This is a genomic window from Paenibacillus planticolens (assembly GCF_013141725.1).
In the GTDB taxonomy this organism is placed as follows: domain Bacteria; phylum Bacillota; class Bacilli; order Paenibacillales; family NBRC-103111; genus Paenibacillus_E; species Paenibacillus_E planticolens.
On the sequence record NZ_WHNZ01000042.1, the window covers coordinates 191,625 to 214,558 of the forward strand.

Consider the following 22,934-nt stretch of genomic DNA (forward strand, 5'->3'; position numbering starts at 1 on the left):
ATGGACACATTTTATTGCTGCAATCTTCCGAAATCTTTAATTTTCACTTTCGCGTGAATGGTATAGTCAGCATCAGAAAGGATGCTTCGCTGAGGAAGTTTTAACCATTCGGAATAAGGGATGATGTTTCTGGCGTATTGCCCGATGCCTAAGGGATCGACTTTGTTCTTTTTCATAATATCAACTAATTCTAAACTCTTCTTTTCAACTAAAGCGCTCATCTTAGATTCGAGTTCTTTCTGATCGGCATTATTTTTCATATTTAGCTCTCCTGAATATTCTAACAAGGAACCTATAATGTTGATGTCGATAGATACCATTAATTTTCCGCCGTGAAGCAGAGTATCCGGAGAGGATACAATATGTATTTTCCTTTTACTCGAAATATATAGAAGTGCTGCTTGCTCATTTGGGTTTTGGTCAATCTCGCTCAAATCCATATAAATATTGCCTGAGCCTAAATTATCGTGAAGCAGGGCAAAGAACATTTTATCTTCCGGTTTTATTTTGGCCACATACTGATCGTTTCTGAATAAGGCAATTCCATCGATAATCAAGCTATCCTTCGTTTCATTGATGATGGCACATACAGGATCAGTGCCGTCGTCATAATAATCCCTAGCGAAGGAATAAAGGTTTGTGAAGGGAATATCGTTGGTATTCGCTTCCGTACGGATGAGATCGTCAATATACTCGCCTACAGTTTGACCTTGGGGATAGGTTCTTGACAACAATTTGTTGGCGCTCTCTTCGACAACAAGGACATGAAGGCGATTCCCGACAGAGGGATCTCGAACAAGGGCATCGATGTGTTTCCAGATGCCTTTCTTTGCGAATTTATCACCAAATAACACTTGACGGACTTGGCCATTCACAATCTTCCGATTGTTTTGGCGGTCGAAAATCATTCTTGCCTCTCTACTGGTTTTGGCATTGGTGGAGTAAATAAGGGCTTCCTTTTCATTTGATTTTGGAATGCTAATCGTTAGTTTTATTAAATCGTCACCTTCCTTATTGTTTGCAACGTCATAAGCAATTGATCTTACGAATCCCGTTTTCTCAATAATTTTTTGATCCGAGCAGCCGAGAAGAAATACAAAAACAAGGAGGATCCCCTTTTTATATTTCATTTTTCGCATTCCTTCCCTTCCATTTCTGAAATTTCAATACAAGGATTAATAGGACGGGCATCGAAAACGCAATGCCTATTTCAATATGAAAAGCAAGGCTGAGCAGCTCTTGAGATTTTCTTAAGATCTGTGGAATAAATCCGGTAAGAAACACGATGATGGAGATAACCATTTCGATCGATTTCGGCCGGGCATGTGGGAATAGTTGCTTTACGGTCATGAGCGCTGCGATACAAAACATAACCGTTGAGATCAGATTCACATATAGAAAAAAAGGGAAGATCACACTTTCTATCCGGTTAATAAAAGGGAGTTCAATATAACTGAACATATTCATGAGCGGATAAAGGAGTGCTTGCAATTGCTCAAAACTATAGAAGCCGGATGAAATCCAAATGATGATGAGTTGAATGAAGGTTGCGAGCCAATGGCCGGCAAATACGCCTTTAAACAACTTGCTTTCTTTATTCGTAAAAGGAATGAAAAACAAGCATAACTCGTAACCAACGAAAACCTTGTACACTTCCACCCAATTGTGAAAGGAAGGCGGTTTGGTTGTCCCCTGAAAAAATGAGTTTGTAAACCGAATCATTTTCCAATCGTCAAAATAAAAAAAGATCAATCCGACAATCCAAATGGTCAAAAAGAAGAATAGGGTATTTGCCTTGCTAATGTTGTATAAGTTCTTACTAAGCAAGAAATAAACCATGATGCAAAACACAAAAAAAATGATCATTGGGTTCATGGATTGAAAATAAAGCAATTGAAAAATAAAAATGAAGTTCTTCCCGATGAAGGACGCGAGCCCGATCCAGACAAGGGCAATTAATACATAGAACGGGTAAAGTAATATCTTTGGAAGAGAGCTCTCCAAAATTTGAAAAGCGGACCTTCCATTTCCCGACTTATAAACGATCCAGTAAAGAAAAATGTTGAAAGTGGCTGCACAAGATAAAACGAGAAGGCCTACCCAGCCATTTGTCCCCAAGTTTTCGGCAACGATACGGGGAAGATCGAAAATCGTGATATCTATCTCAATCATGAAGATGAGTAGTGCAATATGGAAAGCATTTAATTTTTCCTTCACAGAAACCACCGTCATTTTCGCATTTTATTTCGGATCGTATTTTTAGATTTTGAAATGCTGGGACGTTTTGTCAACGACCAGAACGGTCCTCTAATAAAAGTATCTAAGATATCATTCATATTTAAAGGAGCAACAGGAGTTAAATAGGAAGTACCCATATTTGTAATTCCGGCAAGATGGATAACCATAAACCCGATGCCGATGACGAGTCCTAAATTTCCTAATAATCCCGCTAAGATGATAAATCCAAAACGGATGAGTCGAATGGATGCACTCATAATATAGCTTGGCACAACAAATGAGGCGATGGCAGAAGTAGCTACGGTAATGACGAGGATATTACTTGTAAATCCGGCTTGAACAGCTGCTTGTCCAATCACGATACCGCCGACGATACCGATGGTTTGCCCGATTTTCGTTGGAAGCCTGGCGCCGGCCTCCCGAAGTAATTCGATTGTCGTTTCCATAATCAAAGCTTCGAGTAACGGAGGAAACGGTACTTTGCTTCTCGATTCGGTTAAGTTATAGAGCATCGTATGAGGAATCATTTCATAATGAAAGGTCGTAGCCGAAACGTAAAAAGAAGTTAAACCAAGGGTGAGAGCAAATCCAGCAATGCGAAGAAGTCTGATCGCTGTCCCTAAGAGCCATCTGCTATAGTAATCGTCGGGTGAAGAAAAGAAATCAAAGAAAGACGTCGGGCAACTAAACGCGGAAGGGCTGCCATCGACAAATCCTACTATGCGGCCCCCAACGATTTTGGATACGATGGCGTCGGGCCGTTCTGTGGTCATGAATTGTGGGAAAATAGAGTTTGGATTTTCTTCGATCAGCTGAACCAACATATTTCCTTCAAGAACCATGTCAATTTCAATGTTTTGAATGCGATCTGCGAGCATGTGAACGAGTTCTTGATTGGCAATACCCTCCAGATACACGATAATGACATCGGACTTCGTTACTTCGCCCACTTGAAACTTCATTGTTTTTAATTGGGCGCTTTTAATTTTTTTTCGAAGTAAGCCAAGATTTTGAGCAATATCTTCGACAAAACCATCATGTGGTCCAATGATAACGGATTCTGTCTCCGATTGTTCAATGGTACGGCCAATAGATTCAGAAACATCAACTATATAGGCATTTTGATTGAAGAAGATAGCTGCATGGCCGTCTAAGATCCCCTTGATGCATGTTTTTCTATCATGAACGGGTTGGTAGGGCGCATATTGCAATATGTCTGCTACTTCTTCCTCGGTTGTATGAGTAAAAGGATGGATAATTGCGCGGAAAAGTTCCGTATTTCCAGCTAAAGTGGGAAGATACACAACATCGACATGGCTTTTAGGAAAGGTTTGGTGCGTAAAATCCATACAATCCTTAAACTCCGCGATGGTTTGCTCCAGCGATGGCAATTCGTTTATGTCTACATGTTTTTGAAAAATTTTCATAACTCCACCTCGGTGTGTATTTTCTCCATATATCCCCAATATATTCATTGGCTAAAGGGAGAAAATCCCTTCTCCAACTGCATAACCTTCCATCGCTTAACAAACAATACCGTTGTTACGAGAAGGAGGGTATACAAGCCATGAGGGTTAGAAATCGGAGCAAATGGAGCACCGCTATATTGGCCGTCCTGTTGGTTATGCTGGCTGTCCCAGGATGCGGGAAAAAGGAAACGGTTAAAGTCGGGATTGAGCAAAACTTCCGTCCGTTCACGTATATGGAAAACGGAGAGAAGAAAGGCTTCGAGGTCGAATTGTGGCAAGCGGTTGCGAAAAAGGCGGACATTCCGTATGAACTCGTTCCCATGGAACATGGGGAATTGATTAAAAGCGTTAAATCCGGCGGGGTTGATCTAGCGATCGCGGGCATGACGGTCAGCAACGCCCGCAAGAATAACTTCGACTATTCCAGTCCTTATTTTCAAACAGGGTTAGTGGTTCTCACCTCCACCGACAACGGAGTCATCAAAGGAAAAGATGATTTAACCCAAAAAGTGGTGGCAACCAAGAACGGTTCAACAGCCTTTAATTACGCCGGTGAAATTCAAGGAGCTAAAATTAGGAGCTATTCCAACATAGCCGATGTCTACACTGAGCTCAAAAATAATACCGTGGATGCCGCTATATTCGATGAGCGCAACGCGCATGATTTTCTGAAAGATAAAGCGCAAGGACAAGTGAAAATGGTTGGAGAAGCGTTTAACAAAGAGAGATACGCCGTCGTCGCTAAAAAGCGCAATAAGTACATCGGCAAAGTGAATAAAGGTCTCGAAGCTGTCAGCAAAGACGGAACCTATGAAGCGATGTATACGAAGTGGTTTGGCAGCAAGCCGGACAAAATGCCTGATAAGATAAAAAAAGACATGGAGTACGAAATGCAGCATGAAACGGTAAAGGTCGCTAAATAGCGGCCTTTTTGTTGCCTACTCGGACACAAAAAGTTTACAAGTTGGCGACACTTAGGCTACGTTGGAAAGGTATAATTTCACCGATGTCTATGACGAAATGAACGTGGAGGGCGGATGGAGAAGACAAAAATATTAATCATCGAAGATGAAGCAGCGATTGCCGATCTTCTTGAATATGGATTGCAAAGAGAAGGGTATCACATTCAAAAAGCATCCACAGGTGCGGAAGGTTGGAGAATGCTAGAGTCCTTTCACCCTAACTTGCTATTGCTGGATTGGATGCTGCCGGACGAGAACGGTCTGGATATTTGCAAAAAAGCAACGGCAATCTACAACATTCCCATTGTCATGATTACAGCTAAATCGGATATTACGGACAAAATTCTTGGCTTGGAATTCGGCGCAGACGATTATATCACAAAGCCTTTTGATCTTCGGGAAGTTGTGGCGAGAATCAGGACGATTCTACGGCGGTTTGCACAAGCGAATCGTACAACCGCGGAGTCTCAAGAGAGCATAATTCATATTAGGGAAATTGCTATCTATACAAGTGAGCGATTGGTTCGCAGAAGAGATGAAATCATTGATTTAACTCCGAAAGAATATGATCTTCTTCTTATTCTTTACCAATACAAAGGAAAGATTTTTACCCGGACTGAGCTGCTCGATCAAGTATGGGGCTACGATTTCGCAGGGGATACTCGAACCGTAGATACGCACATTCAACGTTTGCGCAAAAAATTGGGGTTAAGTGACTTGATTACCACAGTGTTTAGCATTGGCTATAAATTTGAGAAGCAGATGGACGTGTAACATGTTACATACCATAAGGGGCAAGCTGCTCATCGGATTTTTTCTCATTTTTCTTCTCTTCTTCTTGATTTTAAATCAGATGGTGGCAAGGAATATTGAATCCGGCAACCATAAAATCATGACCGATAGCTTAATAAGCTTGAAAAATAACAGCAGTGCCTATGTGCGCCAATCGTTTATGATCCACCATTTTGCCAACGATGAGCTGTATTTCGGACAAATCGCCGAGGAGATGGCCAAAGATTTGCAGCACGATACAGCCACGAGTATCAGTATGTATTCGATAACCGGGGAGATGCTGTTCGCCTCAGATCCGGCCCTGTTTACAACGGATGGCGAAGATTTGACGCAAGCCTTGCTCGGCAAGACCGCCTATCGCATTACGTATGAGAATGGCACAGCTTCCGTTCTATTTGCATTTCCCGTTATCGTGGAAGGAACCAAAGTAGGGATTGTCCGGTTTGCTAAGGATTTTACTTTGCTCTACGAGCAGAGCACGGAGATTAGGCGTACGATCTTTGTAATTGCAATGGCTGTATTTGCTGCAGCTTTTCTGTTCACTTACTTGTTATCCCGTCATATTACTGTTCCCTTAGTGAAATTATCCAATGCCTCTTCAGAAGTCATGAAGGGCAAGCTGGACACTCGCCTTTCGTTTAGACGCAAGGACGAGATTGGCAAGCTGGCTGCGAATTTCAACAACATGATCGAGCGTATTCAGAATCAAATCACCACGATTGAACAAGATCGGGATCAATTAGAAGAGTTGAACCAGGCGCGCAAGCGATTTTTCGATAATGTGACCCATGAGCTGAAAACGCCGCTTACAACAATTATGGGGTATGCGACTCTTATTCAAGAGAACGGAAGCCATGATCAAGCCTTATTCGAAAAGGGAATAACCCACATCGTAGGCGAGAGCAAACGGCTGCATGACATGGTGCTGAAGCTGCTTGAACAGTCCAAAGCAACTCAAATGGCGGATCGAGTAGCCCTTGTGGATGTAGGCTATCTTTTACAGGATGTCTGTGAAACGATGACGATTAAAGCCAAACGGTATAAGAAATCGATTCAAAGCCAAACCGTAGAAGGATTGCTCGTACTTGGACAGGCTGATAAGCTGAAACAGCTGTTCATTAATCTCCTCGACAACGCGATCAAATACGGCTATTCCCATACTGACATTAAAGCGAATGCCGAACTGGTTTCGGATGTATTGCGCGTGACGTTCACGAATGAAGGTCCTACGATTAGTGCGGAGCATCTTAGCCGAATTTTTGAACCGTTCTATCGGGTGGATTCCGTGATGCATGAAGCGGATAGCGCTGGCTTGGGCTTGAGTATCTGCAAAGGAATTGTCGACGAGCATCTGGGCAGTATCCGGATAACAAGTCAATCAGAGCAAACCCTTGTCTACATCGAGTTGCCATACCAAAGAATGGAGAGTGTCCAAGAATGAGCAAACGTTGGATGGGATTCATGACCGTTCTCTTCCTTGTAACGATCCTATCGGCAGGCTGCTTGAAGACAACTAGGTCGGAAACCATTATTATCCCAGATACAGCGGAAACATCGGGTACCAAAGGGAAACAGGAGTTATTTGAAGTAAAGACGATCTACCGCATACTTAGCAAAAACACCGAACACGGGACACCTTTAGGTTGGATCGACGAAAGCTCGCTTCTGGGCCTTTTCGATGAGACCGCTAACCTGGCTAGTCTGGATCGGATCGATGCGCCTTATGAATCCCACCTGAAATTGCACAGCTCCGAAGCCGTTTCTGATTCCTTAGCCTTCTCGCCTGACGGACAGACGATAGCTTCCGTAAGACAGATTAACGGAGAATACACTTTAAACTTAAGCACACTAACCGACCAGAAAGGAGCGGTTATTTCTACGCTTGGGATGAGTCAGATTCGCTCGTTAAAGTTTGGTTGGTCGAACAACGGGCGATTTCTTGTCTATACTGCGTATAAGCCAGAAGATAAGGGGGCTTTTATCGGCGTATATGACATGAAGGAGCATAGTTTGAAAAGTTATACGTATAGCGCCTGGGATCCGAAAGATACGATAATTTCGATCCATATCGCTGACGATGCCCAAGGTGTAGCCCTCGTCAGAAAAGCCGATAAACGTTTCTATGTGGATGTCGGCGCTTGGAGCGGCAGCCAAATGGTAAATCAGTACGAGCATCTCGTTGCAGGCGACACCCAAGTCGAGTGGATTCACAATGATCAAATCGCGTTTATCGGGCAAGAAGGGACCCTATATGCCTATGACAGGCGCAATGCTGCGCTTTCCGACTTCGTAGAGGGGGTCAGCATGTTCCGTCTATCGCAAGATCGCAAATCGATTGCCTTCTCACAAGATAAAGACACCGTATATGCGGCGACATTATATGGAAACAATGTGATGAACAAGACTCAACTCTTCAAAGGGGTTGTTCCCTCATTGATGGCTTGGAGCCCTGATAATGGCAGACTGCTCTTAAGTGGATGGAAGTCGTATGAGCGAGATCAACTGCGAGCGGCTCCTGCTCCAGCAGCGAGTCAAGCTTCAACGCAAACGGCAGAAGTTGTGTCAAGCGGTATGCAAAACTTAGTGATTGAGTTCAAATAAAGAATCGATAAGGACTTCCTTTCGATTCTTTTTTTATTGCATTTCGTTGACATTTCGTTGACAAGTTGGATAAGCGGCAGCCACATCCGTGGTTTAGATTAATCTTACGGACCGTTATTCATATAAAATCTTAGGACAAGGATGGGGATTACATTGAACAAATCGAAATATTGGCTTGGACTAAGTCTGAGCGTCGTTATCCTGCTAGGGATGTCGGCTTGCAGCTCGAGCTCAAGCAATGGCAATACGGATGGTAAGCTTGTTACGGATACGGGGAAAGCGGGGGAAACGACTGGTAATTTACAAACCGGCCCGAATCAGGCGAGTACAACGAAAGGAGGAAAAATAACGATCGTGTTCTCCACGTTTTGGCCGGATGAGGATCTCAAGAAAGCCAAGATAAACTATGAGGCAGCTCATCCGAACATTACCATTGATCTGCAAGATGTGGTAGCGGATGACGCACATTTGGAAGCAGAATTGAAAAAATACGTAACGGCAACGAACACAGCTATGTTATCAGGAAAGGGGCCTGATATGCTTGCCTTGGATATGCTGCCAAGTGAGAAATATGTGGGCCAGCATCTGCTGACTGACTTAAGCGGAATGTTGAAGAAAGACCCCTCGTTCTTGAAGGGAAGCTATTTTAACAATATTTTGGAGAGCTCTCAAACGAATGGCGGCCTTTTCGGATTACCGCTCTCCTTTTTTCTCAATGTTATGATCGGTGACGAAAAAGCAATCAAACAAACCGGTGTAACCATCGACGATAAGAATTGGACTTGGGAAAAATATGCCGATACCCTCAAGCTGCTCAGTCAAAAAGGACCCTACAAGTCAACTAGCAGCGCGCCCGGAGTTATACCTTCAGAGGGAAAAGAAATGATGCAAATGCTGCTGGGTGAAATGGTAAAGGAAAATTATCCGCATTTGGTTAATGAGACTTCACGGTCGGCCAACTTCGACTCAGCCGCTTTCACCGATATGATGGGCCAGATCAAACAGATGTATGATGACGGCGTATTTGCCAGCGGTCGCGGCAGCTCTTATTTCAAGTCGCAGAATGTGAATTCAGCGTGGGATTATCTTGTTTCGATGAAGGAAACCGGTATGGATGCAAGGTTATATGCCAAACCCCGAGCGGATGGGACGACAGCCGGAGGATATTTTTATCCCTACAAAGTTATTGGGATCAATGACAAATCAGCTGTAAAACAAGAAGCTTGGAACTTCCTTCAATACTTGATGTCGGAAGAAATCCAACTCTCTCCAGAACGAGCCGGTTTCCCCGTGAATAAGAATGTGTACGAGAAACAAGTGCAGCAGCTCCTAGCTAGCGGAACAGTTAAAACTTATGAAGAAGGTCCACTTCACGGTCAGTCGATCCCGGTCGATCCCGCCCAGATTCAACTGCTGGATGGATATTTGTCCGAAGCCGTTCATCCGGTTGCCTTCCAGCCAACCAAAATCGAAGAGATCGTTAAGAAGGAGAGCCAAGCTTACTTCAACGGTCAGAAATCGGCGAATGATGTGGCAAAACTAATCCAAAACAAGGTGATGACGTATTTGAATGAATAATTTCCAACGGCCGGCCTGGCTTGGAAAAGACAGCATTGCACCTTGGATCTTCTTGGCTCCGAGCGCAGCCGGTTTCATTCTGTTCTACATCATCCCGTTCGGGATGGGGATTGTCTACTCATTTACGGATGCAACGGTAGGCGGAGCGTTTGTCGGCTTCGGTAACTACGCCGCTTTGCTCAACAGCAGGTCGTTTCATAAAGCTTCAATGAATACACTGCTTTTTACCGGCATTAGCGTACCGCTCCTAATCCTGCTTTCTCTGATGCTGGCTCTCCTATTGAATCGGCAACGATGGACTCGCAGCTGGCTGCAGACGTCATTTATTTTACCGCTGGTCGTGCCAGTTGCTTCTATCACAATGATTTGGCAAATCTTCATGGATTGGAACGGAGCTTTAAACGCATGGATGCATAGCCATAGCTGGGGACGTATCGATTGGATGCAGTCCGACTGGTCGATAGGGGTAGTAGTTGTTTTATATATTTGGAAAAACATCGGGTACGACATGATTTTATTTCTGGCTGGGCTTCAAGCGATTCCAGTCTCGTATTATGAATCCGCTAGGATGGATGGGGCGAGCAAGCTTCGTCAGTTCGTTCACATCACTCGGGTCTATTTGACTCCTACAATGATTTTTGTTGTGCTGATCTCGATTATCAATTCGTTTAAAGTGTTCAGAGAGACGTATCTACTAGCAGGCGATTACCCGTATGACCGTATTTATATGGTCCAGCACTATATGAACAATATGTTCTTTTCACTAGACATTCAAAAGCTGACCGCAGGGGCAACGCTCATGGTGGGATGCATCCTGATTCTAGTGTTCATCTTACTGGCAATCGAGCGGCGGTTTCAATCTTTTATGGAATAAGAGGAGGGATCATTACCGTGAAACAGCTAACCAAAGTTGGATTAACTCTCCTTTTAGGGATTGCGGCAGGAATCTCCTTGGTTCCCATCGTGTTAACTTTTACGAACTCACTCATGACAGAAAGGGAAATCGGACTCAATTATGATTGGATCTGGAAAATGCCTGATGCGGCAGCAGGGGGAAAGGATGCTTTCGTGAACCTGAAGTGGATTCCGGATTGGCTTAGTTTCAATCAATATGCCGAAGTATTAGTACGGAACCCTAAGTTCCTGCATATGTTCTGGAATTCAGTGGGACTGGTCGTTCCCATTATTTTGGGGCAAATTGTTGTAGCTTCCTTAGCCGCGTATGCTTTTGCCAAACTTCGCTTTCCGGGGAGAGACAAATGGTTCCTATGTTATCTCATGACGATGTTAATGCCATTTCAAGTTACGTTAGTTCCAAATTATATCATTTTGGATAAATTAGGATTGTTGAACACAAGACTGGCTATTGTGCTGCCAGGCATCTTTGCAGCCTTCGGAGTCTTCATGCTGCGTCAGTTTATGCTTCATCTGCCAGGCGTATTGACGGAAGCGGCCAAAATGGATGGTGCTGATCATTACACGATCTTCGGTCAGATTGTTCTGCCGCTCGTCAAACCGGGGATAGCCGCTCTAGCAGTCCTGTTATTCGTCGATTATTGGAACATGGTCGAGCAGCCGCTCATCTTTCTGCAGGATGTGGTCCAACAACCGTTATCGCTCTATTTGGCGGAGATTGGCAAGGAGGCCAAAGGTGTTGTTTTCGCAGCATCCGTGCTCTATATGAGTCCTATGGTGCTACTGTATCTTTATGCGCAGTCGCATTTCATAGAAGGCATTCAACTTTCGGGGATTAAAGGATAGGAGGCAGGAAACGAACTCGTATAAAAGAGTAAAAGCACGATCTGGAGGTAACGATTTTGGAAATGAATACAAAAAACGGTGGGCAGGCCATCCATAAACGCTGGCTTCATCTCGTCACTGTGCTCATCATTACTTTGCTTGGGATCTCTACCTTGCTGAGCAATACGCTCTATGGTTTGACGCTTCCGAAAGTAGCTGTGCAAATCGTTGGAGCCGGTCAGTTGGTTCAGACGTTTAAAGGCAGTGCATTTCTCAAAGCAATAGAAGTAAGAGAGGTTTCTGGACAGCCAGGTTGGAACGTTACAAAAGTGCTGGTACAAGAAGGGGACATCGTTAAAAAGGGGCAGGTGCTTGTGCAGTACAACAATGATGAAGCCCTTAATTTGCTGCAAACTGAGAAAAATACATTAAACAAACTATTGTTGTCCATGGAGAAGCTCGAGTATGACTATGTACAAGCGGAGCATAACGAAGATAAGGGCAACATTCTTGCTGCGAAGGCTGCAGTGGATAGCCTTAAGCTCGACATCAGCCAGCAGCAGAAGCGAATCCAAGATTTGAACGCTAAATGGATAGCGAATCAGTCGTTGTTTGCGCCTTGCGATGGGAAGGTTGCAGGGATAAACGCAAAAGAAGGTATGCCTGCTAACGCAGGAGCACCGGATGTTCGCATCTTAAATACGCAGCAGGGATATAAAATTGACTTGCTTATTCCTACTTCCATGGCCGAGAGTCTTCTCTTAGGTGAAACGATTGAGACTCAGCTTTCTGGTCCTAATAATCGGGCAGTTTCGGGTAAAATAACTAGTTTGGTAGGCGCCGGGATGGGGAACGGTTCTACATCTGGAACCAGCGGCGGCCAAGATGATAAGCAATCGGACATGACTCAGATGACGCTATCGTTCCAAGATGCGTCGCTCGTTGGAAACGAGAGAGTGGAAGTCGCGATAACGAAAAAAGGGCCGTCCGGCGGGATGCTCGTCTCGAAGACGGCTGTGCGGAGTGATCCAACGGGCTCATTTGTATACGCAATCGAAGAGCGGAAAGGTCCGCTTGGCAATGCCTTCCATGCGGTACGAAGAAAGGTTACCGTTTTGGAATCAAACGAGCAAGCTGCCGCTGTCGAAGGATTATTTGCTCAAGAGTCCGTTATCGTGGAGAGCAGTGAACCGTTATTGGACGGGAGTCGTGTTCGAATTGTGGAATAATCGAACGGTTATTTATTAACATAGGGTTTATTATGTAAACAAACGAAGAAGCTGCTCATGAGACCATACCCCAGGTTAAAAAAGGGGAATTCCCATCTACTCCTGATCAATTGGATGCCGGATTTTATCATGGTATAGATCAAAAAACAGTTTGCCATGCGTTCCCCTGATCGCGTAACACACTTCGTCTACCGTAACTCCGCGCTGTCGAAGCTGCTTCGAGAGCCATTCTTTCGATAAACCGATTTGTTGTAAATTAGTGGTCATGATCTTTCCATCCATAATGAGCTCGACTGGAAACTGTATCTTCGTTTCGTTTGTCAATTGCAAGTCCTTCTGTATCAGGGGACGATATTCTGGTTTTTTGAGTATGGATAGTCTGCCGTTAAGCTCTAAGATCGCATATTGGACTTCTTCGATATCAAAAATGTCCTTCTCACGCAATTCCTGATTTAAAGTGTCCAGCGTAAACTGAATTTTCCTTAAGTTTTCTTCCATAATTTTGCCATTTTCGATCACGACCGTTGGTTTTCCGGCGAACCACTTCCTGATTTTGCGGCTTTTCAAGGAAATGACTGAGATGAGATAAACAATGCCACCGAAAATCACTGAGGAAGTAATCATAGGCCAAGTTTTCAAGTGAGTATTAAATGCTAAATTGCCGATGATGGATCCAAGCGTGATCGAAGCAACAAAATCATTGTACGTCATTCGCGCTATCGTGTGTTTTCCGAGTATCCGCGTAATAATCATAATAAGCACGAAAGCAGCTATCGTCCGAAGACTCGTTTCCAACATATCAACTAACCTCCCCTCGAGTGATGCTTTGTTATCTTTTTCTTTTCTTAGAAAAAAATACACAGGGGCAGAATCGATCTGGAATCGCATACGTTTAGTAAGGAGTCTTCTTGCGAAAGGATGATATGCTTTGTTGTATACACCTCATTTGACTACGCGAAAGATTATGCCTGAAATGCAGGAGTTCCCGATGCTATCGTTATCCAGCCGAATCACGCCGGAGCATCTGTTTTATATCCGCAATCACTTTCCTTATCCGATCATTGACATGAGAACATGGGGGCTGCAGATAAATGGTCTGGTGAATAGACCCCTTTATTTACGTTACCATGATTTGTTGCAAATGCATCAGGTTTCTATCCCTGTAACGCTGGAATGCGCTGGTGAAAAGAGGGCCCTGTTTGTTCCGAAAACCCGCGGCGAGCAATGGGAATTGGGTGCAAGCAGTCACGCTGTTTGGACGGGAGTACGACTCATGGATATTCTTAAAGCAGCTTGTATACTACCGAATGCGATGGAAGTAACTTTTGAAGGGATGGACAAAGGGGTTAGAACGGATATGCAGGGGATATTTACTTATATGAGAAGTTTACCGATCAAGGAGGCACTGAACCCCGATTTGTTGATTGCTCTTTACATGAATGGGAAGCCTTTGCCTTTTCGCCACGGTTATCCCGCGCGACTCATTGTTCCGGGATGGTACGGAATGGCTTCTGTTAAATGGCTGCAACGCATTACAATCATTGACCAACCATTTAAAGGCCCTTTCCAAGCGGTCGATTATGTCTATGTAAACACGGCGAAGCCAGTCGAGACGATCCGTCTTAACTCAACGATTGCACAACCTTCCGATCAGCAAGTACTGGCAAAAGGGGAGCACCTGCTGCTCGGAACGGCAATCTCAGGTGATTCTCCCGTACTTTTTGTTGAAGTTAGCTTCGATAACGGCATGACATGGCAGCCTGCGTCTTGGTTGGACCCTCATGAATCCTATTCTTGGAGACGCTGGTGCCTAAAATGGACTGCTACGAATTCCGGGACTTACGATATCAGTGTCCGAGCTACGGATGCTGCAGGAAATGTGCAGCCAGAAATCGCGGATTGGAATGAAAAAGGATATGGCTATAATGCTATCCAAAAAATACGCGTCTACGTTGATTGAAGGTGAACCAGAAGAAAGGCGAAGGAAGATAACTGGTAAAACTACCGCTAAACTGCTCAAAAATGACCTCGCAGGGAATATAGATGGAAAAACTCCCGTTAATTTGACCGGATTTCGTAGATTCTTATGAAGCCGGTGCAAATAGAGGGAGTTTTTCCAGTTAAATGGATCAATCAAGATTCAATAGTCAAATTAAAGGGAACTTTTCCCTTATTTTGAATCGATATTTTTAAATTGATTGGCAAACATCCGGGAATACGTACCGTCTTGGCTCATCAACGTGCTGTGACTGCCTTGCTCGGCGATCTCGCCGCGGTCGATGACCATAATCGTATCCGCATCCCGGATCGTGTTCAGCCGATGTGCAATAATGAAACTTGTGCGCCCCTTCATCATGGAGAGCAGAGCTTCCTGAATATGCAGTTCCGTCCGCGTATCAATGCTGCTCGTCGCCTCATCCAGAATCAGGATGGAGGGATCTGCCAAAATGACGCGCGCAATCGCAAGCAACTGGCGCTGCCCTTGGCTTAAATTCCCGCCGTTCTCGGATAGCGGCGTATCGTAACCCTTGGGCAGCCGGCTTATAAAAGCGTCTGCATTTGCAAGCTTTGCTGCGGCAACCACTTCAGCGTCATTCGCATCTGGTTTGCCGTATTTGATGTTCTCCTTAATTGTGCCGGAGAACAAATACGTATCCTGCAGCACGATGCCGAAGCTGCGGCGCAAGCTGTCGCGGGTATAGGATTTGATATCCCGGCCGTCAATCAATATCGTGCCGCTTGTCGCATCATAGAACCGGGTCACGAGATTGACGATCGTCGTTTTGCCTGCTCCTGTCGGTCCGACGAGTGCGAGAGAGCTGCCTGCCGGGGCCTCAAAGCTGACCTGCCTCAGGATCGGCATATCCGGTCGATAACCGAAGGTTACGTCCTGGAAGGTGACGTGTCCGATTGGCTTTTCCAGCTCGACGGCATCAGGCGCATCTTCCACTTCTTCCGCTTCATCCAACACCTCAAAGGCGCGTTCTGCCCCAGCAACACCAGACTGCAGCACATTGTAGGTGTTCGCAATATCGTTAAGGGGTCTCACGAATTGGCGCGAATAGCTTAAGAAGCTGGCAATGACTCCAACTGTGATGTGGCCTTTGACAGCGAGAACGCCGCCGACAATCGCAACGGCTGAGAAGCCGATATTATTGATGACACTAAGGAGCGGCATCAGAAAACCGGACCAAATTTGCGCTTTCAAGCCAACCTCATACAATCGCCCGTTCACGTTATTGAATTCATCAATGGCTTTCCTCTCGCGATTGAAGGCTTTGACAACGAGAAGCCCGGAGATCGTTTCTTCAATATGCCCATTCAGCTTACCGAGCTGTGCCTGTTGGTCTTTGAAGAGCACGCTTGTGCGCTTGGTAATTGTTTTTGCCAGGAAAAAAACGAGTGGAACGGTGATGAGGCTCGCCAGTGTCAGGGTGGGGCTTAGTACCAGCATCATCACTAAGGAGCCAACGATCGCAATCGAGCCTGTCATCAGCTGCGCCGTAGATTGTGAGATCGAATTGCTCACATTGTCAATATCGTTCGACAGCCGGCTCATAATATCGCCATGCGAACGTCCGTCAAAAAAAGCAAGCGGCAGCTTTTGCAGCTTCGCGAACATTGTTTGCCGAAGTCTCTTCACAACGCGCTGCGCAAGACCGGCCATAACCCAGCTTTGGAGGAAGGTAAGCCCGCCGTCGGCGATATACGTAGAAATCAGTACGATCATTGTCACGTCGAGGACGCTGTAATTAACTTGACCTGCCGCCATCGCATCAATGGCCACACCGATGAGATAAGGGCCTGCCAGCGTCAAAGCGGAGTCCGCTGCAATGAACATAAAAACGATGGTCAGCCATTTGCGTTCTGTACCCAAATAGAACCAGAGACGCCGCAGGGTGCCTTTGAAATTTTTGGGCTTCACAGCCTGAACACGCCCACCCCGAGCAAGCGGTCCCGTAATCATTGGGACGTCAGGAGCTTGTTGCTTCGATCCATCATTCGGCTTTGTCATGGTGAGACAGCTCCTTTCCGAATTGGGATTGGCATATTTCCACATAGACGCGGCAGCTCTTCATTAACGTCTCATGGTTGCCGATGCCGACAATTTCACCATCGTCCATGACAACGATTTTGTCCGCATCCATCACGGAGGTAATGCGCTGCGCAATGATCAAACAAGTGACTCCCGATGCGTACTCTTTGAGCGATTCTTTAATTTTCGTCTCCGTCGCAGTGTCCAGTGCGCTTGTGCAATCATCGAGAATGAGAATGTCCGGTTTGCGAATGAGTGCTCTGGCGATCGACAGTCGCTGCTTCTGACCGCCGGACAGGTTCACGCCCCGCTGACCAAGCTTGGTGTCATAGCCTTCGGGGAAGGCGGCAACGAAGTCATGCGCTTCTGCCATTTTCGCGGCATGGATAATCTCATCGTGTGTTGCTTGCTCATGCCCCCAACGCAAATTCTCTTCAATTGTGCCGCTGAACAGAATCGTTTTCTGTGGCACGATGGCAATGCGATCGCGAAGCTTGGCAGGATCTACCTGACGGATGTCCGCACCATCCACGCTGATCGAACCGGTGCTCGGATCATAGAAACGGGGGACGAGACTCACAAGGGTACTCTTACCGGAGCCAGTAGAGCCGATTATGCCTATCGTTTCACCGGGAAGACACGTTAAGTTGATATTTTTCAGATTAGGTTCTCCGGCAGCCCCTTCATAAGCAAATGAAACGTTCTCGAATTCAATCCTCCCACCCGGTCGATAAATTGGCAGTGATGCAGCGTCCTTCCATGTCATTTCATTCACCTGGCTGAAAACTTCACCAATCCGGTTGGCGGAAGCTTTCGCTCGAACGAACATATTGAACACCATGGATATCGTCATCAGCGCAAACAAAATTTGCGTCATGTAATTGACGAACGCGACGATATGCCCGACTTGCATCTGGTTGTGATTAACCCGCCAAGCGCCAAGCCAAAGCACAGCTGTGATTCCGAAATTGACGGTCAACAGGATAGAGGGATTAAAGATAGCCAGCAGCCTCGTCACCTGAATCGATTTGTTCTGGTAATCCAGATTAGCCTCCTGGAATTTATCCGTCTCGTGGTCGAAGCGATTGAACGCTTTGACGACACGCACACCGGACAAATATTCCCGCATGACCCGATTGACGCCGTCCAGCGCTTTCTGCACGCCGACGAATCGGGCGAATCCCACTTTCAAGTTCAGTGCCACGAGCACGGCAACAATCGGGACAACGATGAGCAAAACGACAGCCAATTGCGGATTAAGCCGCACAGCCATGATCAAACTTCCGATACAGAGGAGGGGCGCTTTTATAAAAATGCGCATAAGACCATTCACAAAATTCTGCACCTGCGTCACATCATTCGTTAACCTCGTAATTAACGAAGCGCGTTCGAATCGCTCGATATTCGTAAACGATAGCGACTGGATTTTTTCAAATAAATCCGCTCTAAGCTCTGTGCCGAATTTCTGCGAAACATGGCTCGCCACAATATTGCGAAGCGATGCTGCGACAGCCCCGAACGCCGTGATGATCAGCATCAAGCCGCCCATGCGGAGCACGTAATCAAGCCGTTTCTCCGCAACGCCTACGTCCAAAATTTGGGACATGATCGTCGGCTGAAGCAAATCCGCAAACGCTTCCAGCGTGACGAAAAAGACCGCAATCAGAAATAGCTTCCAGTGCTTGCCGACATACTTTTTCATAAAACTCATGCTGCACACTCCTCTTTCCGTGGTCAACCTCTTAACAGAACGATACTCCCATTTTGGCCAAATGTCACTCATCAATTCAATTTCTAAACTTTCTTTCCTATGATATAATGTTGCCATATCTTAGTAGATGAGGATGGTGCAGATGTCCGAGCAGCGAGTGTATGTCCGGTTCCCAGAGGAGGCGGATGCAGAAGAATTGACAGCCATGTTAAAGCGCAATCGGGAATTCTTTGAGAAGTTCTCGCCAAGCAGCCCGGAGGAGTCCTATACGAAAGAACACCAGCTCCAATCGATCATCAAGAGCAGGACCGACATGGCGGAGGATCGGAGATACGCCTTCGTCATATGTCATAAGGAGGACGACCGAATTATTGGCAACATTGGGCTATCCTTTGTGATGAGGGGATCGCTTCAGAGCTGCATGATCGGGTACAATCTGGACGTGGCTTATAACGGCAAGGGTTACATGACGGAGGCAGTAAAACAGGTGGTACGCTATGCCTTCGAGGAGCTGAAGTTTCACCGGATTATCGGAGAAGCCTCTCCCCGGAATCCCGGATCGATCCGCGTGCTGGAGAATGCCGGCTTCCACAAGGAAGGGATCTCAAGGCGCAACGTGAAGATCAACGGCGTGTGGGAGGATCATCAAGTGCTGGCTATTATCAATCCGTCTGATGATATCTAGTTGAAGATAAAACTTAGACCTTACAGCCCGCTGCTGCGGGTCTATTTTGTTATGTAATAAGTTGGCTTAAAATTGGCATAAGATGGAATACTATTTATCATTCACTTAAGCGATTCGGAGGTTTTTAATGGTACATCTTGTCCTGTTGATCGTATTGATGTCCATCGTTATTTTGCCGCCACTGATCTTTTTTGGTTACATGTATGCGTTATCCAAAAAACCGAAACATTCCATCATCCGCTCCCACCCGTTCCTTGGCTGGCTGCGCTACTTGCTGGAGAAGCTCGGGCCCGAGTTCCGCCAATACTGGTTTGACAATGATACGGAAGGGAAGCCATTCTCGCGAGCCGATTTTGTCGGTCTTGTGTATGCGGCGAAGTATCGGACGGATCTCATCTCATTCGGCGGCAGACGCGATTATGAGAAGCCAGGCTTCTATTTGTCCAATGCCATGTTTCCGAAATTGACAAGCGAACTTAGGGTGGATAACCATGAGACTGCGCCCGGAAGAAAATATGTCATTACTGACGAGGGACTTTTTACTCGGAAGGAACATTTCGTGGAAGAACAAGTAAGACCTTGGCTGCTGGATGATACCGATGTCATCGTGGTAGGCGAAAATCGCAAAAATCCATGGAGGCTCAAAGGCATGTTCGGCGCTTCAGCCACATCGTTCGGAGCAGTCGGCGAGAATTATATTCAGTCCACCGGCAGCGGAGCAAGGATGGCCGGCGGTTCATGGATCAATACAGGCGAAGGTGGGGTCGCGGATGTGCATCTTGCCACGGGGGCCGATATCATTTCGCAGATCGGGCCCGGCCTGTTTGGCTTCCGGGATGATAGCGGCGAGTTCTCCATTGAGGTTTACAAGCGCAAAGCCAAGATTCCGCATATTAAAGCGTTTGAATTAAAGTTTCATCAAGGTGCAAAAATACGCGGCGGACATCTCGAAGGCTCGAAGGTAACCGAGAAAGTCGCCGCAGCCCGGCTAGTGCCAGTCGGGAAAACGGTCAATTCACCGAACCGGTTTGAATTTCTAACCAATCCGGAGGAAGCGCTCCGTTTCATCAGAACCCTGCAGGAAGAGGGAGGCAAACCGGTCGGCATCAAAATCGTCGTCGGTGATCCAAAACGGCTGGAACCGTTGTTCCGTGCAATGGCAGAGTTGGATATGTATCCGGATTTCATTACCGTAGACGGTTCCGAGGGCGGTTCAGGAGCGACCTTTAAAGCGATGGCGGATGGCATGGGATTGCCGCTCTATTCCGCGCTGCTAATCCTCGACGATGCTGCTAGAAAATTCGGCGTGCGCGACCGTTTCAAAATTTTCGCTTCCGGCAAACTCATTACGCCTGATAAAGTGGCAATCGCCCTAGCACTAGGCGCCGATTGCGTCAACTCTGCCCGCGGCTTTATGATGGCTAACGGCTGCATCATGGCTATGCAGTGCCATACGGGGAAGTGCCCGACCGGCATTACAACGACGGATTCCAAGTATCAGGCGGCTCTGGCGCCAGAGGAAAAGCAATGGCGGGTAATGAACTACATCCTTCAAATGAGGGAAGGTTTATTCTCGCTGGCTGCGGCCTGTGGCTTGGAGAGCCCGCGTGAATTTAGACGCGAACATGTGGTGTTTACGAATGAAAGCGGTCAATGCATGCGAATTGTTGATTTGTTTCCTTACGGTCATTAAGGCTGCCGCGATACCCAGCAAGTAATGAATTAGATTGGGGTGGAGAAATGATAACGGCATTAATCGGAAGTACTGCTTTTTTGGCAGTTGCTATTTTGTATATCCTGTTAGCGATGGGTTTACCTTACGGAGATTTTGCAATGGGCGGCAAATATAAGATAATGCCCAAACAAATGAGAATTGCCTGTGCAATTTCAGTCATCATTCAGTTGGTTGCAATCGTGTTTATACTACAAGCAGGGCACGTAATCTCAATCGATGCTTTAAAAACTGTCGCAAAACAAGTATGTTACTTTTTTGCTTTTTATTTAATAGCAAATACCCTTATGAATGCTATATCCAAAAGTAAAATGGAAAAGCTGGTTATGACGCCCGTATCTTTTCTCACAGCGATTTGCTTCCTATTTACGGCTATGAATGGTTCATAAGATGCCAGGTCATCTCCGATCATGAAATACAAATAAACCAGCCGAAGCGGCTGGTTTATTTGTGTTGAGGCAGCTTACATTCTTCAATAAAATACTTTGCTCTGAAGAATATCAAGTGCACGCTCAATCTCTTTCAGTTCTTCGTTGGAAACTGTTCCGAGCCGCTGGACGAACTGGGCTTCGATCCGCTGAAAAGCCTCGCTCATCAACGCTTCCCCTTCTTTGGAAAGCCGAATTGACGTCTTACGCCGGTCTTCGGCATCGGTAACCTTTTCGCACAATTGTTTTTCATTCAATTTTCTCAATTCACGGCTTGTATTCGGCATGGACATATGCATACAATCACTGATTTCACTGAGCGTAACAGGTTGGCTGACAGCAATGTATTCAAGAATCTTATACTGAACGGGGGTGAGCGCTTCGGTTCTTACGTCTTTTGTCATATCGCTCGCTATTTGATGCACTGCGGTCGTGAAAACCACAAATTTCTGAAATAGTTTATCCTTGTCCACCGGATCACCTCTACATAAAACAATAACAAAATAATTATCAAATAACAATTATCATTTGACAATGAAAAATAGAGTGTGCTACACTTTACTTATCAAATGATAAGTAAAAGGGGCGAGACAAATGAAAATGCTGATCGTTTACACACATCCGAATCATCAGAGCCTAAGCTATGCGTTTTTGCAAGAGGTCGTTCGCGGGAGCAAAGAAAATGCTGAAATAGAAGAAGTGAAGATATTGGATCTATATGAAGAACAATATAATCCGATTCTGGTGTTTAACGAACATAAACGCAGGAGGGATATGCATGCTGATCCTGAGCTTGCTAAATACAGGGAGCAGCTTATGTGGGCCGACAAAATTGTTTTTGTTTATCCGATCTGGTGGGGGCGTCCTCCGGCGATGCTCATGGGGTATATAGACCGGATGTTTGCGTCGGGATTTGCGTATAAGGAGAAAGGTGGGATATTGCCGGAGGGACTTCTGAAGGGGAAGTCGGTGGTATGTATTTCAAGTATGAAGGGGCCGGTCCATTATCCGTTGTTATGGCTGAATAACGCTCACAAAATATTAATGAGAAAAGCGCTGTTTAACTATGTGGGGATTAAAAAAGTGAAGTTTTTTGAATTTGGCAGCATGGAGAGTCCAAGGGGAAAACATCAGCAAAAGCTGGAGAAAATATATCGCTATTTCAAGTCAATAGACCGTTAACTAAGGACTTGCCGATACAAATCAATCTAGCCGGATAAATAGGATCTGAATATTCCTTTACAGCAATATTCCTTTTGTGGTATATTAGGTTTAGCAAAGAGCTGCAACATACAAACTACAAAGACGAAAAGAAAGACGCGTACAATTACAGCAAGTGAACGGATGATGACCATGAATATTAACGTCATGAGTGCCTTGGCAGAGCCTAACCGCATGCAGATTGTTGAGCTTTTGCGCGAAAGTCCCCTCACGGTAGGGGAAATCGCCGAACGGCTGCAGCTGCGCCAACCACAAGCATCCAAGCATTTGCGTGTTTTAAGTGAGGCCGGCCTCGTGGAGGCCGAGGTGGACGCGAATCGCCGGATTTACAGGCTGCGGCCGGATCCTTTTCAGGAGTTGGACGAATGGCTGGCGAACTACCGCGCCATCTGGGAGAAGAGGTTCGACAGGCTGGATGACTATCTGCAGAAGCTGCAGGGTAAGGACACTCAGAAGTGATTGCTGTGGCAAGAGGATTTTGACCAAATGGGTGAAATCGAGGAGGAAGTTAA

At 45.8% G+C, this 22,934-nt stretch carries 21 protein-coding genes; 14 read left to right on the forward strand and 7 right to left on the reverse strand.

Annotated features, from left to right (window positions below):
- Positions 1-11: 11 nt before the first annotated feature.
- Genes GC097_RS20050 through GC097_RS20060 form a run of 3 tightly spaced genes read right to left on the reverse strand, consistent with a single transcriptional unit; the run spans position 12 to position 3,665 of the window.
- Positions 12-1,130 carry a Ger(x)C family spore germination protein gene (locus GC097_RS20050; RefSeq protein ID WP_171685076.1) on the reverse strand — a complete coding sequence of 373 codons (1,119 nt, stop codon included), beginning with the start codon at positions 1,128-1,130 and terminating at the stop codon, positions 12-14.
- Positions 1,120-2,232 (reverse strand): GerAB/ArcD/ProY family transporter, encoded by a 1,113-nt coding sequence (locus GC097_RS20055; protein WP_281364319.1) that lies wholly within the window; start codon positions 2,230-2,232, stop codon positions 1,120-1,122. The genes GC097_RS20050 and GC097_RS20055 overlap by 11 nt, the downstream gene beginning before the upstream one ends.
- Positions 2,229-3,665, reverse strand: coding sequence for a spore germination protein (locus GC097_RS20060; protein ID WP_246294356.1), 1,437 nt, complete (start codon positions 3,663-3,665; stop codon positions 2,229-2,231). The genes GC097_RS20055 and GC097_RS20060 overlap by 4 nt, the downstream gene beginning before the upstream one ends.
- Before the next feature lie 140 nt (positions 3,666-3,805).
- On the opposite strand from GC097_RS20060, the gene GC097_RS20065 reads away from it, so the two are divergent.
- The 8 genes from GC097_RS20065 to GC097_RS20100 all read left to right on the forward strand — a co-directional run bounded on the left by GC097_RS20065 (position 3,806) and on the right by GC097_RS20100 (position 12,609).
- Positions 3,806-4,630: a transporter substrate-binding domain-containing protein gene (locus GC097_RS20065; protein ID WP_171685079.1), complete on the forward strand. Its 825-nt coding sequence runs from the start codon at positions 3,806-3,808 to the stop codon at positions 4,628-4,630.
- A gap of 114 nt (positions 4,631-4,744) precedes the next feature.
- Positions 4,745-5,443, forward strand: coding sequence for a response regulator transcription factor (locus GC097_RS20070; protein WP_171685080.1), 699 nt, complete (start codon positions 4,745-4,747; stop codon positions 5,441-5,443).
- Position 5,444: 1 nt separating this feature from the next.
- Positions 5,445-6,902: a sensor histidine kinase gene (locus tag GC097_RS20075; RefSeq protein ID WP_171685081.1), complete on the forward strand. Its 1,458-nt coding sequence runs from the start codon at positions 5,445-5,447 to the stop codon at positions 6,900-6,902.
- Positions 6,899-8,062: a WD40 repeat domain-containing protein gene (locus GC097_RS20080; RefSeq protein WP_171685082.1), complete on the forward strand. Its 1,164-nt coding sequence runs from the start codon at positions 6,899-6,901 to the stop codon at positions 8,060-8,062. The genes GC097_RS20075 and GC097_RS20080 overlap by 4 nt, the downstream gene beginning before the upstream one ends.
- A 153-nt stretch (positions 8,063-8,215) precedes the next feature.
- A complete protein-coding gene (locus GC097_RS20085) occupies positions 8,216-9,640 on the forward strand; it encodes an ABC transporter substrate-binding protein (RefSeq protein WP_171685083.1) in 1,425 nt (474 codons plus the stop codon).
- Positions 9,633-10,514 carry a carbohydrate ABC transporter permease gene (locus tag GC097_RS20090; RefSeq protein WP_171685084.1) on the forward strand — a complete coding sequence of 294 codons (882 nt, stop codon included), beginning with the start codon at positions 9,633-9,635 and terminating at the stop codon, positions 10,512-10,514. The genes GC097_RS20085 and GC097_RS20090 overlap by 8 nt, the downstream gene beginning before the upstream one ends.
- A 17-nt stretch (positions 10,515-10,531) precedes the next feature.
- Positions 10,532-11,401: a carbohydrate ABC transporter permease gene (locus tag GC097_RS20095; RefSeq protein WP_376768409.1), complete on the forward strand. Its 870-nt coding sequence runs from the start codon at positions 10,532-10,534 to the stop codon at positions 11,399-11,401.
- 56 nt (positions 11,402-11,457) lie between these two features.
- Positions 11,458-12,609, forward strand: coding sequence for an RND family efflux transporter (locus tag GC097_RS20100; protein ID WP_171685086.1), 1,152 nt, complete (start codon positions 11,458-11,460; stop codon positions 12,607-12,609).
- Between the two features lie 96 nt (positions 12,610-12,705).
- On the opposite strand, the gene GC097_RS20105 is transcribed toward GC097_RS20100, so the two are convergent.
- A complete protein-coding gene (locus GC097_RS20105; protein WP_171685087.1) occupies positions 12,706-13,407 on the reverse strand; it encodes a DUF421 domain-containing protein in 702 nt (233 codons plus the stop codon).
- A 130-nt stretch (positions 13,408-13,537) separates the two neighbouring features.
- On the opposite strand from GC097_RS20105, the gene GC097_RS20110 reads away from it, so the two are divergent.
- Positions 13,538-14,569 (forward strand): sulfite oxidase, encoded by a 1,032-nt coding sequence (locus GC097_RS20110; protein WP_171685088.1) that lies wholly within the window; start codon positions 13,538-13,540, stop codon positions 14,567-14,569.
- Between the two features lie 210 nt (positions 14,570-14,779).
- Here the strand turns inward: GC097_RS20110 and GC097_RS20115 are convergent, their stop codons facing one another.
- On the reverse strand, positions 14,780-16,576 hold the full coding sequence (locus GC097_RS20115) for an ABC transporter ATP-binding protein (RefSeq protein ID WP_246294373.1): 1,797 nt from the start codon (positions 16,574-16,576) through the stop codon (positions 14,780-14,782).
- A 31-nt stretch (positions 16,577-16,607) separates the two neighbouring features.
- A complete protein-coding gene (locus tag GC097_RS20120) occupies positions 16,608-18,356 on the reverse strand; it encodes an ABC transporter ATP-binding protein (protein WP_171685090.1) in 1,749 nt (582 codons plus the stop codon).
- Positions 18,357-18,498: 142 nt separating this feature from the next.
- Here GC097_RS20120 and GC097_RS20125 point away from each other — a divergent pair, with 142 nt between their 5' ends.
- The 3 genes from GC097_RS20125 to GC097_RS20135 all read left to right on the forward strand — a co-directional run bounded on the left by GC097_RS20125 (position 18,499) and on the right by GC097_RS20135 (position 21,162).
- Entirely contained in the window at positions 18,499-19,041 is a 543-nt protein-coding gene (locus GC097_RS20125) for a GNAT family N-acetyltransferase (protein WP_171685091.1), read from the forward strand.
- Positions 19,042-19,168: 127 nt separating this feature from the next.
- On the forward strand, positions 19,169-20,734 hold the full coding sequence (locus tag GC097_RS20130; RefSeq protein WP_171685092.1) for an FMN-binding glutamate synthase family protein: 1,566 nt from the start codon (positions 19,169-19,171) through the stop codon (positions 20,732-20,734).
- Positions 20,735-20,781: 47 nt separating this feature from the next.
- Positions 20,782-21,162 (forward strand): hypothetical protein, encoded by a 381-nt coding sequence (locus GC097_RS20135; RefSeq protein ID WP_216625825.1) that lies wholly within the window; start codon positions 20,782-20,784, stop codon positions 21,160-21,162.
- Between the two features lie 83 nt (positions 21,163-21,245).
- Here the strand turns inward: GC097_RS20135 and GC097_RS20140 are convergent, their stop codons facing one another.
- Positions 21,246-21,674 (reverse strand): MarR family winged helix-turn-helix transcriptional regulator, encoded by a 429-nt coding sequence (locus GC097_RS20140; protein WP_171685094.1) that lies wholly within the window; start codon positions 21,672-21,674, stop codon positions 21,246-21,248.
- Positions 21,675-21,795: 121 nt separating this feature from the next.
- Here GC097_RS20140 and GC097_RS20145 point away from each other — a divergent pair, with 121 nt between their 5' ends.
- Positions 21,796-22,383, forward strand: coding sequence for an NAD(P)H-dependent oxidoreductase (locus GC097_RS20145; protein ID WP_171685096.1), 588 nt, complete (start codon positions 21,796-21,798; stop codon positions 22,381-22,383).
- 165 nt (positions 22,384-22,548) lie between these two features.
- Entirely contained in the window at positions 22,549-22,881 is a 333-nt protein-coding gene (locus tag GC097_RS20150; RefSeq protein ID WP_376768411.1) for an ArsR/SmtB family transcription factor, read from the forward strand.
- Positions 22,882-22,934 lie beyond the last annotated feature (53 nt).

Coding starts and splice junctions, on each gene's coding strand:
- GC097_RS20150 (WP_376768411.1), top strand. CDS start 22,549: ATGACCATGAATATTAACGTCATGAGTGCCTTGGCAGAGCCTAACCGC.
- GC097_RS20115 (WP_246294373.1), bottom strand. CDS start 16,576: ATGATTACGGGACCGCTTGCTCGGGGTGGGCGTGTTCAGGCTGTGAAG.
- GC097_RS20090 (WP_171685084.1), top strand. CDS start 9,633: ATGAATAATTTCCAACGGCCGGCCTGGCTTGGAAAAGACAGCATTGCA.
- GC097_RS20075 (WP_171685081.1), top strand. CDS start 5,445: ATGTTACATACCATAAGGGGCAAGCTGCTCATCGGATTTTTTCTCATT.
- GC097_RS20125 (WP_171685091.1), top strand. CDS start 18,499: ATGTCCGAGCAGCGAGTGTATGTCCGGTTCCCAGAGGAGGCGGATGCA.
- GC097_RS20145 (WP_171685096.1), top strand. CDS start 21,796: ATGAAAATGCTGATCGTTTACACACATCCGAATCATCAGAGCCTAAGC.
- GC097_RS20105 (WP_171685087.1), bottom strand. CDS start 13,407: ATGTTGGAAACGAGTCTTCGGACGATAGCTGCTTTCGTGCTTATTATG.
- GC097_RS20080 (WP_171685082.1), top strand. CDS start 6,899: ATGAGCAAACGTTGGATGGGATTCATGACCGTTCTCTTCCTTGTAACG.
- GC097_RS20060 (WP_246294356.1), bottom strand. CDS start 3,665: ATGAAAATTTTTCAAAAACATGTAGACATAAACGAATTGCCATCGCTG.
- GC097_RS20120 (WP_171685090.1), bottom strand. CDS start 18,356: ATGAGTTTTATGAAAAAGTATGTCGGCAAGCACTGGAAGCTATTTCTG.
- GC097_RS20135 (WP_216625825.1), top strand. CDS start 20,782: ATGATAACGGCATTAATCGGAAGTACTGCTTTTTTGGCAGTTGCTATT.
- GC097_RS20050 (WP_171685076.1), bottom strand. CDS start 1,130: ATGAAATATAAAAAGGGGATCCTCCTTGTTTTTGTATTTCTTCTCGGC.
- GC097_RS20055 (WP_281364319.1), bottom strand. CDS start 2,232: ATGACGGTGGTTTCTGTGAAGGAAAAATTAAATGCTTTCCATATTGCA.
- GC097_RS20065 (WP_171685079.1), top strand. CDS start 3,806: ATGAGGGTTAGAAATCGGAGCAAATGGAGCACCGCTATATTGGCCGTC.
- GC097_RS20130 (WP_171685092.1), top strand. CDS start 19,169: ATGGTACATCTTGTCCTGTTGATCGTATTGATGTCCATCGTTATTTTG.
- GC097_RS20070 (WP_171685080.1), top strand. CDS start 4,745: ATGGAGAAGACAAAAATATTAATCATCGAAGATGAAGCAGCGATTGCC.